General features: G+C 53.4%; 18 protein-coding genes. 3 read left to right on the forward strand and 15 right to left on the reverse strand.

The features are described 5' to 3' along the window. The first annotated feature begins 42 nt into the window (after window positions 1-42). Together OGX81_RS15495 and tcyP are read left to right on the forward strand one after the other, a co-directional pair. Window positions 43-645, forward strand: coding sequence for a metal-dependent hydrolase (locus OGX81_RS15495; RefSeq protein ID WP_077956894.1), 603 nt, complete (start codon window positions 43-45; stop codon window positions 643-645). 132 nt (window positions 646-777) lie between these two features. Then, on the forward strand, window positions 778-2169 hold the full coding sequence (gene tcyP / locus OGX81_RS15500; RefSeq protein WP_012132621.1) for a cystine/sulfocysteine:cation symporter: 1392 nt from the start codon (window positions 778-780) through the stop codon (window positions 2167-2169). A gap of 49 nt (window positions 2170-2218) precedes the next feature. Here the strand turns inward: tcyP and cedA are convergent, their stop codons facing one another. The 8 genes from cedA to osmE form a co-directional block, all read right to left on the reverse strand. Next, on the reverse strand, window positions 2219-2482 hold the full coding sequence (gene cedA, locus OGX81_RS15505; RefSeq protein WP_196050445.1) for a cell division activator CedA: 264 nt from the start codon (window positions 2480-2482) through the stop codon (window positions 2219-2221). A 176-nt stretch (window positions 2483-2658) separates the two neighbouring features. Further along, window positions 2659-3417, reverse strand: a complete 759-nt coding sequence (gene chbG / locus OGX81_RS15510) for a chitin disaccharide deacetylase (protein ID WP_104868731.1) — start codon at window positions 3415-3417, stop codon at window positions 2659-2661. A 12-nt stretch (window positions 3418-3429) separates the two neighbouring features. Further along, the gene (locus tag OGX81_RS15515; protein ID WP_058669037.1) at window positions 3430-4785 is read right to left on the reverse strand and encodes a 6-phospho-beta-glucosidase; all 1356 of its coding nucleotides are present in this window, start codon (window positions 4783-4785) and stop codon (window positions 3430-3432) included. 123 nt (window positions 4786-4908) lie between these two features. Beyond that, window positions 4909-5751, reverse strand: coding sequence for a transcriptional regulator ChbR (gene chbR, locus OGX81_RS15520; protein WP_012132626.1), 843 nt, complete (start codon window positions 5749-5751; stop codon window positions 4909-4911). Between the two features lie 7 nt (window positions 5752-5758). Continuing rightward, on the reverse strand, window positions 5759-6109 hold the full coding sequence (gene chbA / locus OGX81_RS15525; protein ID WP_012132627.1) for a PTS N,N'-diacetylchitobiose transporter subunit IIA: 351 nt from the start codon (window positions 6107-6109) through the stop codon (window positions 5759-5761). A gap of 50 nt (window positions 6110-6159) precedes the next feature. Further along, window positions 6160-7518: a PTS N,N'-diacetylchitobiose transporter subunit IIC gene (chbC, locus tag OGX81_RS15530; protein ID WP_012132628.1), complete on the reverse strand. Its 1359-nt coding sequence runs from the start codon at window positions 7516-7518 to the stop codon at window positions 6160-6162. A gap of 86 nt (window positions 7519-7604) precedes the next feature. Continuing rightward, window positions 7605-7925: a PTS N,N'-diacetylchitobiose transporter subunit IIB gene (gene chbB, locus OGX81_RS15535; protein WP_024130389.1), complete on the reverse strand. Its 321-nt coding sequence runs from the start codon at window positions 7923-7925 to the stop codon at window positions 7605-7607. Window positions 7926-8225: 300 nt separating this feature from the next. Beyond that, window positions 8226-8567, reverse strand: coding sequence for an osmotically-inducible lipoprotein OsmE (gene osmE / locus OGX81_RS15540; protein WP_012132630.1), 342 nt, complete (start codon window positions 8565-8567; stop codon window positions 8226-8228). Between the two features lie 228 nt (window positions 8568-8795). Here osmE and nadE point away from each other — a divergent pair, with 228 nt between their 5' ends. Next, window positions 8796-9626 carry an NAD(+) synthase gene (gene nadE, locus OGX81_RS15545; RefSeq protein WP_104868732.1) on the forward strand — a complete coding sequence of 277 codons (831 nt, stop codon included), beginning with the start codon at window positions 8796-8798 and terminating at the stop codon, window positions 9624-9626. 172 nt (window positions 9627-9798) lie between these two features. Here nadE and ves read toward each other — a convergent pair whose 3' ends face one another. The 7 genes from ves to astC all read right to left on the reverse strand — a co-directional run bounded on the left by ves (window position 9799) and on the right by astC (window position 17387). Further along, window positions 9799-10374: an environmental stress-induced protein Ves gene (gene ves / locus OGX81_RS15550; RefSeq protein ID WP_047457383.1), complete on the reverse strand. Its 576-nt coding sequence runs from the start codon at window positions 10372-10374 to the stop codon at window positions 9799-9801. Between the two features lie 172 nt (window positions 10375-10546). Beyond that, window positions 10547-11035: an ATP-independent periplasmic protein-refolding chaperone Spy gene (gene spy, locus OGX81_RS15555; protein WP_047457387.1), complete on the reverse strand. Its 489-nt coding sequence runs from the start codon at window positions 11033-11035 to the stop codon at window positions 10547-10549. Between the two features lie 324 nt (window positions 11036-11359). Continuing rightward, window positions 11360-12328 (reverse strand): succinylglutamate desuccinylase, encoded by a 969-nt coding sequence (gene astE, locus OGX81_RS15560; protein WP_104868733.1) that lies wholly within the window; start codon window positions 12326-12328, stop codon window positions 11360-11362. Further along, window positions 12321-13664 carry an N-succinylarginine dihydrolase gene (gene astB / locus OGX81_RS15565; RefSeq protein WP_104868734.1) on the reverse strand — a complete coding sequence of 448 codons (1344 nt, stop codon included), beginning with the start codon at window positions 13662-13664 and terminating at the stop codon, window positions 12321-12323. Before astB ends, astE begins: the two co-directional genes overlap by 8 nt. Beyond that, a complete protein-coding gene (astD, locus tag OGX81_RS15570; protein WP_104868735.1) occupies window positions 13661-15139 on the reverse strand; it encodes a succinylglutamate-semialdehyde dehydrogenase in 1479 nt (492 codons plus the stop codon). Before astD ends, astB begins: the two co-directional genes overlap by 4 nt. Next, on the reverse strand, window positions 15136-16170 hold the full coding sequence (gene astA, locus OGX81_RS15575) for an arginine N-succinyltransferase (protein ID WP_104868736.1): 1035 nt from the start codon (window positions 16168-16170) through the stop codon (window positions 15136-15138). Before astA ends, astD begins: the two co-directional genes overlap by 4 nt. Further along, window positions 16167-17387 carry a succinylornithine/acetylornithine transaminase gene (gene astC / locus OGX81_RS15580; RefSeq protein WP_071258197.1) on the reverse strand — a complete coding sequence of 407 codons (1221 nt, stop codon included), beginning with the start codon at window positions 17385-17387 and terminating at the stop codon, window positions 16167-16169. Before astC ends, astA begins: the two co-directional genes overlap by 4 nt. Window positions 17388-17810 lie beyond the last annotated feature (423 nt).

Below are 17810 nucleotides of genomic sequence, written 5' to 3' on the forward strand. Positions count from 1 at the left end.
CCTACTGTATAAAAACCCTATACTGTATGAATTGACAGTTTATTGGGTTTTATCATGACGGCGGAAGGCCACCTTCTTTTTTCCATTGCCTGTGCAGTGTTTGCCAAAAATGCGGAATTGACGCCGGTTCTCGCTCAGGGCGACTGGTGGCATATTGTCCCTTCGGCCATCCTGACCTGCCTGCTGCCCGATATTGATCATCCAAAATCATTTCTTGGCCAGCGTCTGAAATGGATATCAAAACCTGTCGCGCGCGCATTCGGCCATCGCGGGTTTACGCACAGCCTGTTCGCCGTGTTCGCTATGCTTGCCCTTTTCTACCTGAAAGTGCCGGAGAGCTGGATTATTCCGGCCGATGCCCTGCAAGGAATGGTGCTCGGTTATTTAAGCCATATTCTGGCCGATATGTTGACCCCGGCGGGCGTTCCCCTGCTCTGGCCCTGCCGCTGGCGCTTTCGTCTGCCGATCCTCGTTCCGCAAAAAGGCAATCAACTGGAGCGTTTTTTATGCATGGCGTTATTCGTGTGGGCTATCTGGATGCCGCAGACAATGCCCGAAAACAGTGCAGTGCGTTGGTCGTCGCAGATGATTAATATGCTGCAAATGCAGTTCGATCGCTTTATAAATCACCAGATTGCTGAGTAAACCAGCATAAATGTCATTTTTGGCATAAACAATTCCATTTGAATATAAGAGGTCGGTCACAGTTCTGCTAACCTTGCGCCAACAGGATCGCTGTCACACGGCGATACGTATAAAAAAATCAGGAGAACGGGGATGAATTTTCCATTAATCGCGAACATCGTGGTGTTCGTTGCACTGCTGTTCGTGCTGGCGCAAACCCGCCACAAACAGTGGAGTCTGGCAAAAAAAGTGCTGGTCGGTCTGGTGATGGGCGTGATCTTCGGTCTCGCCCTGCACACCGTTTACGGGTCTGACAGTCAGGTATTAAAAGACTCCGTTCAGTGGTTCAACATCGTCGGCAACGGCTATGTACAACTGCTGCAAATGATCGTCATGCCGCTGGTCTTCGCGTCTATTCTCAGCGCCGTTGCGCGTCTGCATAACGCGTCTCAGTTGGGTAAGATCAGCTTTCTGACCATTGGCACGCTGCTTTTCACTACCCTGATTGCCGCACTGGTGGGTGTACTGGTCACCAACCTGTTCGGTCTGACGGCGGAAGGTCTGGTGCAGGGCGGCGCGGAAACCGCGCGTCTGAACGCCATCGAAACCAACTATGTTGGAAAAGTCGCCGACCTCAGTGTGCCGCAACTGGTGCTGTCGTTTGTGCCGAAAAACCCGTTTGCTGACCTGACCGGCGCAAACCCGACCTCCATCATCAGCGTGGTGATCTTCGCGGCATTCCTCGGCGTCGCGGCGCTGAAACTGCTGAAAGACGACGCGCCGAAAGGCGAACGCGTATTAATCGCTATCGATACCCTGCAAAGCTGGGTGATGAAGCTGGTGCGCCTGGTAATGCAACTGACGCCATATGGCGTACTGGCGCTGATGACCAAAGTCGTCGCAGGGTCTAACCTACAGGACATCATCAAACTGGGTAGCTTCGTGGTCGCGTCTTATCTTGGCCTGATCATCATGTTTGTGGTGCACGGTATCCTGCTGGGCGTCAACGGCGTTAGCCCGCTGAAATATTTCCGTAAAGTATGGCCGGTTCTGACGTTCGCCTTTACCAGCCGCTCCAGCGCCGCGTCCATTCCGCTGAACGTGGAAGCGCAAACGCGTCGTCTGGGCGTACCGGAATCCATCGCCAGCTTCTCCGCCTCTTTTGGCGCGACGATTGGTCAGAACGGTTGTGCAGGCCTGTACCCAGCTATGCTGGCGGTGATGGTTGCGCCGACTGTCGGTATTAACCCGCTTGATCCGGTCTGGATTGCCACCCTGGTCGGTATTGTGACCGTCAGCTCTGCCGGTGTCGCGGGCGTCGGCGGCGGCGCCACCTTCGCCGCGCTGATCGTCCTGCCTGCGATGGGCCTGCCGGTCACGCTGGTCGCGCTGCTGATTTCCGTTGAACCGCTGATCGATATGGGTCGTACCGCGCTGAACGTGAGCGGCTCAATGACTGCCGGTACGCTGACCAGCCAGTGGCTGAAGCAGACGGACAAAACCCTTCTGGATAGTGAAGACGATGCCGAACTGGCACATCATTGATCCCGCGTGATGAAAAAACCGCCTTAATCAGGCGGTTTTTTTATGCGAATTATTCGGCTATCTCATTTTCCTGGCGAACCTGATTCGCCCATCGCTGCGCCGACTCAGGAACGGTAAATGCAGGCGATCGCTGAAATGCCTCCCCCATTAAGATAAAGGCGACATACTTTCCGCGCAGTATCCATACGTCACGAAACGCGTCCATTTTTATCGCATGTTCTGGCGGCGCGGGCTCCACGCGTGGAACATAGCTGATAACCGGGCGATTTTGTTGGCGAAGAGGTTTCATCATCAGTTGTTTCACTAAAGGCAAATGCTAAAAATCAGAAAAACACTATCTTAGCTGATTTTGCCCCCGTTCGTCCCGCCTTGCATGTGCGGTTTACGCTGATGGCGACGCACCGCGTCTGGTCACGGGCGGGTAAAACAAGCGCCGTCAGGCTGACGGCATAAAAAATGCGGCGCAGCAATGCGCCGCAAACTCAGGAGTCAGACATCAAGAAAACTGCCGAGACGATACCCACGTTCCGCAATCGCATACTTCAGCGACGCAGACGTCAGCACGTCAAGCTCAGTCAAGCGGGGGTAACAATAGGCGCTCTGACGGATGATATTGTCGATGAACGCCGGATGACACATCACTTCCAGTGACTTTTCGCCTCTGTCAGCAGAGGCATCCAGCACCTGAAGAAACAGCGCTTCTGAAATAGCGTCGCCGTAAAACTCGCTGCTGAATCCCTGCGAGCTGCGTAACGCTACCGGCAGATCGTCAGCATTAAGCACCGACTGGCGATCGATACGCAGAGCAACGCCGCGTTCTGCCGCAAACTGTGCCACAATGGGAAAAATTTGCGGGAACATATGCACATGGTGATGACTGTCCAGATGCGTCGGCTCACGGCCAAAAAGGTCGATAAAACGCTGATACTGACACTCCAGCTCATGCGAAATTTCATCCAGCGGCAAGGTCTCTTCCTCGGCCATTTGCCAGATCCATTTTCCCAGCAGCCCTTCACGCGTCAAACCCGGCATTGCCGTCAGCGGCTTCCCTAAGGTGAGCACAAAATGCATCCCCACCGCCAGTTTCGGCACGTCACGGCACAATTGCGCCGCATGGTCGATGGCTTCACCATTGACCAGCGACGTTGTGGACGTCACAACGCCATTCCGACAAGCCTCGACAATGCCGTAGTTTTGTCCCTTGCTCAGGCCAAAATCATCCGCATTCACAATCAATAAGCGTTCCATACCCAACCTCTGTTAGTGTTGTGCGCCTTTGAGTTTCTCGATGCATTCCGCAAAATTCGGCAACCACTTCTCGTGGGCCAGAATCAACTCCCGCGCCAGGGTTTCCGCATCGCGATCGGAGTGCACCAGCGGGCTCAGGTTAAGCGCTAACAGCACATCATTGAACTCACCGCTCAGCGCCGCCTTACTGGCTGCGACTTCAAACCCTTTGATGGTATAGATGAGGCCCAGTACTTTTTCATCGAAATGCGTGATGCGCGGGTGCGGCGTCGCCCCATTCCGCCCTAATGTGCAGGTCATCTCCACCGCCCAGTCAGCAGGGATATTATCCACATGACCATGATGCGGGATATTAACGTAGTGTTCCGTCTGCTTATCGTTATAGATAGCGTTAATCACTTCACATGCGGCGTCGGAATAGTAAGCCCCACCGCGCTGCTCCAGCTCTTTCGGTTTGATGTTCAGCTCTGGATTTTTATAAAGATCGAAGAGCTGTTTCTCAACCTTCTGCACCACCTGAGCGCGCGCGCCGCCTTTATAGTATTCGCCCATTTCAATCGCCAGCATCTCTTTTTGCTTGAAGTAGTAAAGCAGGTAGGAGCACGGCAGCATATTCAGCGAGCGAATAAGCCCTTCGCTAAACGGCAGGTCAAAAATATTTTTCACCGTTGACGCTTTTAACTGCCCGGACGCCACGCCATCCAGCAGTTCAGCAAAGCGCGATTCGCCATTCACCAGTACGTCTTTAATAAACACCATGTGGTTGAGGCCAAACAGGTCGATCGACAGATCGTCGCTGTCTTGCAATGCCAGCACGTCATGGATGAACATTTTCATCCCCACGGGGATATTGCATACGCCGATGAATTTCTTAAAGCGGGTGTGGCGATAAACCGCTTCTGTCACCATGCCAGCCGGGTTCGTGAAGTTAATGACCCACGCGTTCGGGCACAGTTCTTCGACATCTTTCACGATATCAAAGATAACCGGGATGGTGCGCAGCCCTTTGAACAGGCCGCCTGCGCCGTTGGTCTCTTGCCCCAGATACCCGTGACTTAGCGGAATGCGTTCATCCTGTTCACGGGCTTTCAGCTGACCCACGCGCAGTTGCGTAGTGACGAAATCCGCCCCTTGCAAAGCCTCGCGACGATCCAGCGTTTTGTATAATTTCAGCGGGACACCGGCTTTGTCGATCATGCGCTGGCAGAGGTCAAAAATAATATCCAGTTTCTCTTTTCCGTCTTCAACATCCACCAGCCATAATTCAGAAACCGGCAATTCATGATAACGCTTAATAAAACCTTCCAGTAATTCAGGGGTGTAGCTGCTCCCGCCACCAATCGTGACGACTTTTAATTTCTGGCTCATACTTTCTCCCTTCAGTGTAAAAACACTGGCGTGTATTACGCTCTGCCCGTTCGTCAGGTATGGCGCGGACGTCCCGCGCTATTCAGGGCAAGCGATAAAATCGTGTTGTCAGGTCAATATTGTTTACTGATTAAATTCAGTTAATTTTTTACGATAACTGTTCGGTGTAAATGAGGTCAGCTTTTTAAACGTTTTAATAAACAGACTTGGGCTACTGTAACCCGCCTCATACGCTATATCCGTTACGGAGTAGTTGGTCATTTCCAGCTGTTTTTTCGCAAAATTAATACGGATCTCATTAATAATCTGCATTGGCGTTTTGCTGTAATAACGCTGCGTTGCGCGGGTCAGATACTCCTGAGATTTTGCGGACAGGTGCACCATATTTTCCAGCGCGTTTTCACCAAACTGCGTTTTGTCGTGCATTGTCTCCACGGTCGCTTTCAGCCATTGCGGAATATCGTCAATCACCTGCTCTTCACGGTGATGGCGCAGCCGGTTAATGATGTAGAAGGTGACCACTTCTACAAACTCATCTAACCCGTTTCCCCGGAAGTTCAGCGACGCGATAACCGTTTCAATATAAGTCAGAAAAGCGCTGTTGACCCGGTATACCTGAGACGCAACAAAACAAAACGGTAATAAAGGATGATAGTGTTGTTCAAAAAAACGCTTACTGATACCAACGTTAAGAATACGCGTGGCGCCGAACTCATAGAAACTCTGGTGGTGCGATCCCAACGGGATAAACACGAAATCACCACGCTCCAGCAGCACACGTTTACCGTTGATTTCCTGATAGTAGCGCCCCGTTAACACCAGGGTAAATTCATAATAATCATGCTGATGCAGCCCACTGATGCTCTCAGTTTTGTTATAGATAAACACATGGAAATTCTTGCCGTTAAAAAGCTGTTGCTCACGAGCGGTGGCGATCTCCGGTGCGTTAACCTGTAGCTGCATCATTTATTCCTCACTGTTCCAGCTTCTCGTGAAGCTCGATTAACTCTGTAACCAGTTCCCGCGCTAACATCGACGTCATCAGGTGATCCTGAGCATGAACCAGCACCAGGCTGACTTTCATTTTACCTTCGCCCTGATCGCCTTCAATCAGTTTCGTCTGCACGAGATGCGCTTCATTGAGCGCCATCCGCGACTGCTCCATCATCGTTTTTGCCGCAGCAAAATCACCCTGCTTGGCCTGTTTCAGCGCCGCATAAGCCAGGCTGCGCGCCTGACCGGAGTTGATGATAAGCCCCATCACCACTTCTTCGAGTTCTTCAGCCTCTGACGGCGTACCCGCTACGTTTTCGAGATCCAACATACGTTTTCCTCTGGTTCAGCCCGGCATGGGGAGACCATGCCGGATTAAATTTAAAATTTCAGTGCGTTAGCGATTTCTTCTTCGCTTTCTTCTTGCTCAATTGCATTCTGCGCTTTGTTGGCGACAACCACGAAAGGCAGATAAATCAGCGTCGCGACGCCCAGGTTGAACAGTGCGACCAGCAGAGCGGCAACGCTGCCGTTGGTGTTAAAGAACGCTCCCAGACCGGTTGGCATCGTCCACGGCGCGATGTTGGTAATCGGCGGGATAATCCCCAGGTAATACGCAATCAGCGTAATGGCGGCCAGAATCGGCTGAACCAGAATGAACGGGATAAACATCACCGGGTTCATAATAATCGGCAGGCCGAACAGAATCGGTTCGTTAATCTGGAAGATACCGGACGGCAGCGCCAGTTTTGCTACCTGGCGGTAATCCGCACGACGCGAGGCCAGGAAGATAGCGATAATCAGACCCAGCGTCGCGCCACTCCCTCCGAGGAAAATATAGGAATCGAGCATCGGTTTCGCCCAGACGTGGAACGTCTTCCCGGCTTCCAGCGCCGCATCCACGGAACCAAACTGCTGATAGATGGCGATGTTTTCCAGCGCCCACGGGGTCATAATACCGCTGTCCAGCGCGGTCAATGCCAACGAGCCGTGAATACCAAAGAACCACAGTAGCGGAACAAACAGCACATAGGCCCAGCCAACCACGCTGCCCAGCGATGCCAGCGGCGTAGAAATGGTATCCATAATGATCTGGTGGAAGTTAGAACCGTAGTTCGCCAGCGCCCACGCAATGATCCCCATAATGGAGAGAATAATAAAGCCAGGAATTAACGCCGAGAATGAACGGGAAACCGACGCCGGGACGCTGTCCGGTAATCTAATGACCCAGTTGCGGCGCACAATAAAGGTAAACATTTCCGCCACGACCAGACCGATAATAATACCGGAGATAATATTCGCACCGCCCAGCCAGTTCGCGCCAACCGCATAAGCTTCGCCTACGCTATATGGCGTAACGGTCATAAAGGCCGCCACGGATAACAGCCCCGCCGCCAGCGCATCAACTTTACGCTCTTCCGCCAGCGCCATTCCGATAAAGAACGGCGCCATTAACGACATAATACCGAGCGTACCGTTATAGACGTTTCCGCCAATGCCTTTTAAGCCATTCAATGTTTCAATGGTGGAAGCATCAAGCCGAATGCCTAAAGAATAAAAAAACGACCCCTCCCCAAAGCTCAGGAAAACGTTGTTGATTAATACAAACATGGCCCCCGCAAGGGTTAACGGCATTAAGCGAATAAAGCCGTTTTTGATTGCATTAACGTGCGGCTGCTTTCCTATTTTAACAGCAAAAGGAAGGAGTACCTTTTCAAGTGAAGCAATGACGTTACTCATAGAAAAATACCCTTAAATACCGCAATAAAATATTGCGGTGAATGTTTATGAAATAACTCTTTGACGGGAAAAATTAAAACAAAAAATTAATTTGCGGCGGCTTTTTTAATTGCTGCGACAGCAGCCTTAAGCACGCCTAAACCATCGACTTTGCCGTACAGCAGCGAGTCAATCACTTCCACAGGTTTATTGGGTAACAAACGCTGAATTTCGGGTAACATATAAGCAATTTGTGGGCCTAATAACACGACATCCGCTGAAAGACCTTTTTCTCCTGCCAGCGTCTCAGGAAATGCTTCAATAATAACCGGCACTTCATATTTCTCAGCCTGAGCGCGCATCTTCGATACCAGTAAAGAAGTCGACATGCCCGCAGAACAAAACAGATAAATGTGTTTCTTTTCCATAAAAACGATCCTCATATGCGATTATCTGTTAGCCAGCCATTCCGCAAGCCTTAACCTGCATCCATGCACTGGACAACTTGCGTAACCGAATTTACTTTTTTAGGTGGCTGAAATGAGTATACGGGATAGAACTGGCGGATGGTATTTCTTTGACTAACAAAATTGTCTCTCATTGACCTGGTGTTATGACCCCTCTCACATTTCAGGCAAATATTTCGCGACAATAAATAAGATTATCCCAGGAACAAAAAAACCGGCACACAGGCCGGTTCATACATATGCTCAGGCAATATACAGTTGTTACTGCTTCGGAGCCTGCGGATCGGTGTCATACTCTGCACAGCTCTGGTAGCCGGAGTTAATCACATGACCAGTGTCATCCAGCGCGACAAAATAGGTTTCAGCTTTACCATCACGTTGACCCAGGATGTAGGTCTGGCAAGTACCGCGCGCGTGAATCATGCTCACTTCAGATGAAGGCTTACCGGCAATCTGCTCAACCTGCGACCGGCTCATCCCTTTTTTCACATCTTTTACTACAGGCTGGACAAATTGGTCTTTTGTACGATCGTACGCCGTACACCCTGCCAGCATAGTCATTACCGCCGCTGCACTCAGAATTCCTGCTATATTCTTGTTCATTTTCCGTCCTCTTGTTTATCAGCGTGTTATATAAGCCTGGAATACATCAGGGCTTTTTTCAAGCCCACAATCGATGCAACAAATCTTTCAGAAAATTCCAATTAAACAAAACGATGTCGTTTTAATGCCGTAAATTGCGCCACTCAGGCCGTGGAGTCTTGTCGTTTAGAGAGCAAAGCGTTAGCTTTAACGCAGTATATTTATTCTGAAAATCTTCGGAGGGGTTAAATGACGCTACAGCAAGAGATAATCCGGGCGCTTGGCGCAAAACCGCACATTAATGCAGAAGAGGAAATTCGCCGTAGCGTAGATTTCCTGAAAGCGTACCTGAAAACATATCCCTTCCTGAAATCCCTGGTACTGGGTATCAGCGGAGGGCAGGATTCGACGCTGACGGGCAAATTGTGCCAGACCGCAATTACTGAACTGCGTGAAGAGACAGGGAACGACGCCCTGCAATTTATTGCCGTGCGTCTGCCATTCGGCGTGCAGGCCGACGAGCAGGATTGTCAGGATGCGATCGCGTTTATTCAGCCGGACAGAGTCCTGACCGTCAATATTAAAGGCGCCGTTCTGGCCAGCGAGCAGGCGTTGCGTGAAGCAGGCATTGAATTAAGCGATTTTGTTCGCGGCAACGAAAAAGCCCGCGAACGCATGAAGGCACAGTACAGTATCGCCGGAATGACCAACGGTGTGGTGGTCGGCACCGATCATGCCGCCGAAGCGGTGACGGGTTTCTTCACTAAATATGGCGATGGCGGTACCGATATTAACCCGCTTTTCCGTCTGAACAAGCGCCAGGGAAAACAGCTGCTCGCCGCGCTGGGTTGCCCGGAACATTTATATAAGAAAGCGCCAACGGCGGATCTCGAAGACGATCGCCCTTCTCTGCCGGACGAAGCGGCGCTGGGCGTCACCTATGACAACATTGATGATTATCTGGAAGGGAAAACGCTGGATGCCAGCGTCGCGAAAATCATCGAAGGTTGGTATATCCGAACGGAACACAAACGTCGCACACCCATTACAGTATTTGACGATTTCTGGAAGAAATCATAATCGCCGGATGGCGACGTACCGTCTTATCCGGCCTACATCACTGTATAACGCCCGTAGGCCCGATAAGCGAAACGCCATCGGGCGCGAACGTGCCGTCTTATCCGGCCTACATCGCTGCATAACGCCCGTAGGCCCGATAAGCAAAGCGCCATCGGGCGCCGTCCTGTTGCACTTACTGGACGGTGTCCGGCGTATAACCCGGCAACCACGTAATCTCGCTAAACAACAGCTGTCCTTCTGGCTTCAACAACCGTAACGTGTGTTTCCCGTCATGCCAGCAGGCGCCCTGATCGGCGGTCAGGAGCTTGTCTCCCAGTTGCCAGGCGCCGCTAATAACAAACACAACGCCACCGCGCGAACCGAAGGTCGTAAACGTGCGATCGGCAACCCTGACCTTCGCCTTACAACGATCGCGTCGGGTCATAATATTGAGATCCATCGACATTTGCCCTTCCGACAGCGTGGCTTTCACAACGCTATCGCCTGCAAACGTGAATGGCTGATGTCGCTTGAGAGTATGGGTAAACGTATTCACGCCTTCCAGCATCACCTCTCCGCCTTCCAGTAACGTAATAACGCGCTCAACCCCAGGAAAAAGGGAAAACTCCCCGTTCCCGGCGATAGACGCAATACTGGCGCGCCAGTGAAAATCCCGCGTCGCCGGAGGAAAACAACAAATCTCGCGCGTTTCGCCCGCACCATTGCGCCAGAGGTTTACCGGCATTTTACGGATATCAAAGTATTCCATTATCACTCCCGAGAAGGACGCAGCGCCATAATATGGCACATTGTTGTTATCGGCAGCAGTGAAGATTTACCTTAACGAGAAGAAAAGAAAAACCGCCGATCCTGTCCACATCGAGAAGAGATGTTGTGAACAGGACCGGCGGTCTTGAATGCGTTAGCGTAACGCTGAGGGATTACTCAGCAGGGGGTGTTGGCATTTTACCTTCCGGCGCCGGACGTTCTGTCAGACGCTTCTCAAAATTGGCATTAAACTGTTTTTTCTGTTCCGGCGTCAGAATGTTGTAGATCTTATTCTGCGTTTCCATGTGCGCCAGCATATTGGCTTTACGCTGTTCTTCCATCTTCGCAATCTGCGCTTCGGCTTTCGCCTTATCGAAGCTGTCGCTGGCGATGATATCGTGCATTGCGCGGCGCTCTTCCAGCGGCGGACGTTTCATCTGGTCACGCTGACCTTTCATAATGTCGCGGATTTGCTGTTTCTGCGCGTCGGTCAGGTTCAAATCTTTGAACATCATGTCATGATGCGGACCGAATTTGCCTTTGTGGTGCATCATCGGCTTCGCATCTGCCGGAGCAGCGGTAGTGGTATCAGCCGCGTGAGCCAGGTTCGCAGCGCCCAGCGCCAGGGTAGAGGCAACAAACAGTGCAGTTAATTTACGCATAATCTATGTCCTTCCTTTCAGTTATTCTTTCGGCGTAGCGCCGTGTTGACGAGATAAACTTTACCGCCTTAATCGTCAATTAGTCAGAGCAACGGTAAAACAATGAAAGTGTAAAAAACAATTTTTCGTCAATTATGAAGAAAAAAAGAATAAATCGAGGAGAGTTGCAATATTTTATTGCAAGCGGATGATTTTGCAGGAAATATGAAGAACTATACCTGACCGATGACTATTAATAAAGCAGTTTACCAGGATTAATCCGTAATAAATCGCGATAGCACACAAAAATAAGACCCTCAGACGTTCGCCTGAGGGGAGAAATAATTACGCGAGTTTTTCCAGCATCAGGCCAGCGCGTAAACCACAGGCCACATTAGGGTTAGGAAAGAGAACATATTCAACATCATGGGTAACGATCACCTGCTCATCGCCATCCTGCGCCAGTAGCGTTCCTTCTTTGAACGGCGTGAAATTCAGCGTCTGGTTATCCATACAGAGAACAAACGCATCGCTGCGGCGTGTAATTTGCGCCACCACGCGATAGCGAACCGGCCTCGTTCCCCCTTCCATCGGCTTTTCTCCCGCCAGCAACGTTGCCAGCGCCTGCGCGGTGGGGGTAAATTGCGTCAGATCGTTGTGCCCAAACGGCAGCGCTTTGCCCAGCTCCAGCGTGCAGGACAACGCGCCAAAATGCTCACAGCTAAAATGCGTAAAGGTGCCGCCCGGCGTTTGATGAAAAACCAGCGCCTCCAGCCCTGCCGCCCCCAGCCATGACAAAAAGTGTTCATCCCAGGGGATCGGCCGTTGCGGCAAAACGCCAAACCGAACGTGGCGGGAGCCGCGAATCGCAGTATGCAGATCGAGATGCCAACGTATCCGCGTTTTGCGGCGGGAATAAAAATCCTCCAGCAGTTGTTCCAGCTCGCGGGCGCGCAGCGTTTCCCCGCTCTCCTCGAACATCTGCCAGCGCCCGCCGAACATACGGTTCATATCGCTATGGCAATAGCGTACCCCCTCTGCCAGCGCCGGAGGATTCCCCAGAATCACCAGCAATCGCCAGCGCAGGGGGATTTTCCCTTCAAACAGCGCCGAAAGGAGTGCGTCTAGCATTTCCACAGGCGCCGTTTCATTGCCGTGGATGCCCGCAGAGAGTACCAGAGCGCGGTCAACCTCAACGGCAGGCGTAAGTTCAAGCACACCAGGCATCTGCCAGCGCCAGTGAAAGCTCTCCGTTTCCCCTTGCGTAATATCGGGGGATATTCCTGCCAGCGTCTGCGCCAGAAAGTTATCCATTCCCTGCGCCCTCCTGCTGGAAGGGATACACCGATCCCAGGTTAAGCAGTTGCGTCAGCGTATCAAGCGCCTCCCGCCCTTCACGCAGCAATTGCGGATCGGCCAGATCGGCGGCGGTGAGGCGGTCGCGATAATAACGATCCACCCAGTCATTGAGCGTGCTGAACAGGGTATCGTTCATCATCACCGCCGGATTCACCGCCCGCAGCTCATCCTCGGTCAATACCACGCGCAAGCGTAAACAGGCCGGGCCGCCGCCGTTCGCCATACTTTCGCGCAGGTCGAACACGCGCAGATCGCTGATGGGGTTATCAGCCGCCAGCAACGCGTTCAGATACCGCCACACACCGGCATGTTCCCGGCACTCCTGCGGCAGAACCAGCGCCATCGAGCCGTCATCGCGGCTTAAAAGCTGACTATTAAACAGGTACGTGGCGACGGCATCCTGCACGGAAACCTCCCTGGCTGGCACCTCAAGCGGCATAAATCCCGCCACGCGCGACCGGAGCTGGCGCATCAGCTCGCCCTGCTTTGCGAACGCCTGTTCATGGCAAAACAGCACCTGGCGGTTCGACACCGCAATCACATCGTTGTGGAATACGCCGAGATCGATAACGTCTGGGTTCTGCTGGGCAAAGATAACCTGATGCGGATTCACCTGGTTAAGACGCGCCACCGCTTCACTGGCCTCGCGGGTTTGCCGCGCCGGATAGCGCACCGGACGCGTGTCGACGCCCTCTTCACGCCCATAGACAAACAGCTGAATGCCCGGCGCGCCATAATCACCGCCGAGCCGGTTATGGTTGGCAGCGCCTTCATCCCCCAGCAGCGCCACCTGCGGCAGCGCGTCGTGCACTGCGAAAAACTGCGCGTCGCGGAAGATGGCCCGCAACAAAGACGCCGTGGTCGGCGCCTCCAGCGCGCGGTGAAATTTGTTGTTCAGGTTCGCCACCGTCAGATGCACTTTGCCGTCAAGCGCGTCCGCTGAAGGACATACCGTCGCCGCATTCGCCACCCACATCGGCGAAGCGGAGCTGACGCTGGAGAGCCAGTGAGGCGCCTGGCGCGCCACTTTCTCCAGCACCTGCTCGTCCTGCCCGCTAAAACCTAGCTGACGAAGCACGGGAATAAACGGCCGCTCGTGCGGGGGGATGACCGCCTGAGGGAATCCCGCATCCGCCAGCGCTTTCATCTTGAGTAAGCCCTGCTTCGCCGCCAGGCGGGGATTCGACACCTGAAAGCGGTGCTGTATCGACGCCTCATTACCAAAGGACAGCCCGGCATAGTGGTGGGTTAACCCCACCAGACCGTCAAAATTCACTTCATGCGCTTTCATACCGGTTCCTCGCGAGAGAAGTCCAGCCCCGGACTGAGCGAATCGGGCAGTACAAGCGTCGGCGATTCCAGGCTCGCCATCGGCCAGGCGCAATAATCTGCTGCATACCAGGCGCTGGGGCGATGGTTCCCCGACGCGCCAACGCCACCAAACGGCGCCGTGCTGGCCGCTCCGGTCAGCGGTTTGTTCCAGTTAACAATACCCGCACGCGCCTCCAGCAGTAGCTGGTCGAACTGCTTACGATCGGGAGACACCAGCCCGCACGACAAACCGAAGCGGGTGTTATTCGCCATACGAATGGCTTCATCAAAGCGCTCATAGCGCCAGACGCTCAGTAACGGGCCAAACACTTCGTCATCCGGGACCTGCTTCACGCCGGTCATTTCGATAATGCCCGGCGTCAACAAGGACGTTCCCGCTTTCAGCATACGTGGGGCCAGCAGCGTTCGTCCGCCCATCGCCTCAAGACGCTGCCAGGCCTCATACACATGACGCGCAGCCGGTTCGGAAATCAGCCCGCCGATGAACGGCTGCGGTTCATCATCCCACTCACCCGGCGTTAAACGCTGACTCACCTCCAGCAGGCGCGCCAGAAACGCGTCGCCCTGTTCCCCGCGTTTCACCAGCAAACGGCGGGCGCAGGTGCAGCGCTGTCCGGCGGTGACAAACGCCGACTGAATCGTGAGGTGTACCGCCGCATCAATGTCCTCTGGATTCTCAATAATGAGCGGGTTATTCCCTCCCATTTCCAGCGCCAGGATTTTTTCCGGTTGCCCGGATAACTGACGGTGCAACTGATACCCCGTATTCGCACTGCCGGTAAAGAGCAGGCCGTCAAGCGCGTCCAGCGCGCTGAGCGCCTGTCCCGTTTCGCGCCCTCCTTGCACCAGGTTGAGTACGCCAGGCGGCAACCCCGCCTGTTGCCACAGTTTCATCACCGCTTCGCCAGTCCACGGCGTTAGCTCGCTCGGTTTAAAAATCAGGGTATTTCCGGCCAGCAGCGCCGGAACGATATGGCCGTTGGGTAAATGGCCGGGGAAATTGTACGGGCCAAACACCGCCAGCACGCCATGCGGACGATGGCGCAATGTCGCCGCCCCGTCCGGCAATTCGCTTTGTTGTTCTCCCGTCCGGGCATGGTATGCCTTCACCGAGATAGCGATTTTATTGATCATCGCCGTCACTTCCGTCGCCGCTTCCCAGCGAGGCTTCCCGGTTTCTCGCGCAATAATTGCCGTCAACTCCGCTTTATGAACCTCCAGCAAGGCGGCAAATTTTTCCACGATGGCCTGCCGCGCGGCGAAAGGCAGCCTGGCCCAGGTCGGAAACGCCGCACGCGCCGCACGCCCAGCCTCAGCGACCTGTGTCGCATCCGCGTCGCTGCCCTGCCAGAGCACTTCGCCATTCACCGGATTCGTTTTGACCCGGCGCTCCCCCTGACCAGTTACCCAGTCGCCATTTATCCATAAAGTCATGCGGTTTTCTCCTCAGCGCAAAGACGTACCAGACGAACGCGATCTCCCGCGTGGCATTTGAGCGCATCAAGTTGCGCCGCAGTCAGCACCAGACGTTGCGTATCCGGGTCGGTACGAATCAGCATGGCGCGAAAGTGATGATAATTTTCATTGGCGACCAGACACGCCGGAAACTCGCCCGGCGCGGGCTGGCCTTCCACCACGTCCAGCAGGCGGCTTTTACGGATTGCCCGAACCCGATCAATGTCGCACTCCAGCGTCGGGCCGCCGTCGAAAATGTCGATATAGTTGCGGTAGCGGAAACCTTCTTTCTCCAGTACCGTTCTGGCCGGCGCCGTTTGCGGATGTACTTCGCCAATCACCGCCTGCGCGTCTTCCGATAAGAAATGGGTGTAAATAGGGTGCTTCGGCATCAGTTCAGCAATAAACGCCTTCTGCCCGGTGCCGCATAAATAGTCTGCCCGACTGAATTCCATAGAAAAAAAGCGTTCTCCCAGGCTTTCCCAGAACGGCGAGTAGCCGTGTTCGTCGATCACGCCGCGCATTTCCGCCACAACCTTTTCATTAAATTTGTCGCGAAACGCCGCCATAAACATAAAGCGTGATTTAGAGAGCAAATAGCCGTTGCCCTCTTTACGCCAGTCGGGATCGAGGAACAGCGTGCACAGTTCGCTGCTCCCGGTGTGATCGTTACTGAGAAACAGCGTCGGCAGCGCGTTATAGACATTCAGCTCTTTAGAAGCATGCACCAGCGTGCCAACGCGATAGTTGTACCAGGGATCGTTCAACCCCACGGCCACCTCAATCGCACAAATTCCCGCAACGCTTCCCGTATCGCTGTCCTCCAGCACGAACACGTACCCCTGTTCGCTTTTCGGCAGTTCGCCACGCCACGTTTTTAGCGCGCGCTCAATACGCGACGTCAGCGTCGCTTCATCTGCTGGCAGAGAGGTCAGGCCGCCGCCGGTTTTACTGGCAAGCTGCATCAACGCACTGACATCACGTCGTTCGACGGGGCGGATCACCATCATGACGAACCTCCTGCTTTGATGCGTTCACAGGCCAGCGCAAAGCGATCCAGCCCGGTTGCCACTTCCTCTTTGCTGACGTTTAACGCAGGTGCGAAACGCACCACGTTAGCGCCCGCAATCAACACCATCACTCCGGCTTTTGCGGCTTCCTGTGAAATAAGTTTAGCTTTTCCGGCAAACTCAGCCTCCAGAACACAGCCAATAAGCAGCCCCAGTCCACGAATTTCACTGAACAATCCGAAGCGTTCATTTATGGCGTTCAGGCGTTCGACAAACCAGTCATGGCGTTGCTTAACGCCGTTCAGCATTTCCGGCGTATTGACGATTTCCAGCAGCTTTCCCGCCACCGCAGAAGCCAGCGGGTTGCCGCCGTAGGTGGTTCCGTGAGTGCCTACCGTCATCACGCTGGCGCATTTTTCAGTGGCCAACAGCGCCCCGATGGGGAAACCGCCGCCCAGCGCTTTCGCAGTGGTAAGCAGATCGGGGGTGACGCCATAATGCATGTAGGCATACAGCTCGCCGGTACGCCCAACCCCCGTTTGTACTTCATCAAAAATCAGCAAGGCATTGTGTCGGTCGCACAATTCACGCAACCCCTGTAAGAATGCTTTCGTGGCCGGAAGCACGCCCCCTTCGCCCTGCATGGGCTCCACGATCACCGCGCATGTCGTGTCATCAATCAGTTCGCTGGCCGCGTTGAGATCGTTATACACGGCATGGCGGATATCCGGCGGCAGCGGAGCGAAATCCTGTGAATACGCGGGCTGCCCGCCTGCGCTGACGGTAAACAGCGTGCGGCCATGAAAGGCATTTTTGAATGCCACAATCCCGCTTTTATGCGTGCCAAAACGATCGTGCGCATACTTACGCGCCAGTTTTAGCGCCGCTTCGTTGGCCTCCGCGCCGGAGTTACAGAAGAAGACGCGTTCAGCAAAGGTGGCGTCAATCAGCATCTTCGCCAGTCGCAGCACCGGCTCGTTGGTGTAGCCATTTCCGGTATGCCAGAATTTGCTCGCCTGCTCATTCAACGCCTCGCGTAAAGCCGGATGCGCATGGCCGAGCGCATTCACCGCAATTCCCCCGGCGAAGTCGATATACTCTTTCCCCTGCTGATCCCACAGGCGTGAGCCTTCTCCACGAACCGGAATAAAAGGTGCCGGGGCATAGACCGGCATCATCCATTCATCAAAATTTTCACGCGTAATTGACAGAGACATAGCGACCTCTTCCGGTAAATAAAAAGTTATTTATATGTTAATAAAATGAGTGTTTGCGCTGTAAATGTAGATTGCACTGTTCGTGCCAGCCAGAGGAAAAAATGCATAAACCGGTTTTGGAAACGAAAAATCAACGGGTTACAACCCGCCGGTATTCACTATTGCCGCATAAAAAGTGAATATATTTGCGAAGAAAAGAACAAATAAGAGGAAAAATCGAAATATTATTCAGTCGCCAAATATAATTCTGGAATTGTGATCGTAGACGAAATTTATCGGAAATTATTGCATCGTTATGACGCACTCCGCCCTGAAACAGTGCAGTTTTTGCTCCATCGTTAAGGCCATTGGCAGTTATCGTTTGATTCGCGCGACAAGTGGCAGTCAGCCCGTCTAATTTCTGCTACCATCCTTGCACTATTC

Source organism: Citrobacter sp. CK206 (assembly GCF_030333125.1).
Taxonomy (GTDB): Bacteria; Pseudomonadota; Gammaproteobacteria; order Enterobacterales; family Enterobacteriaceae; genus Citrobacter_B; species Citrobacter_B koseri.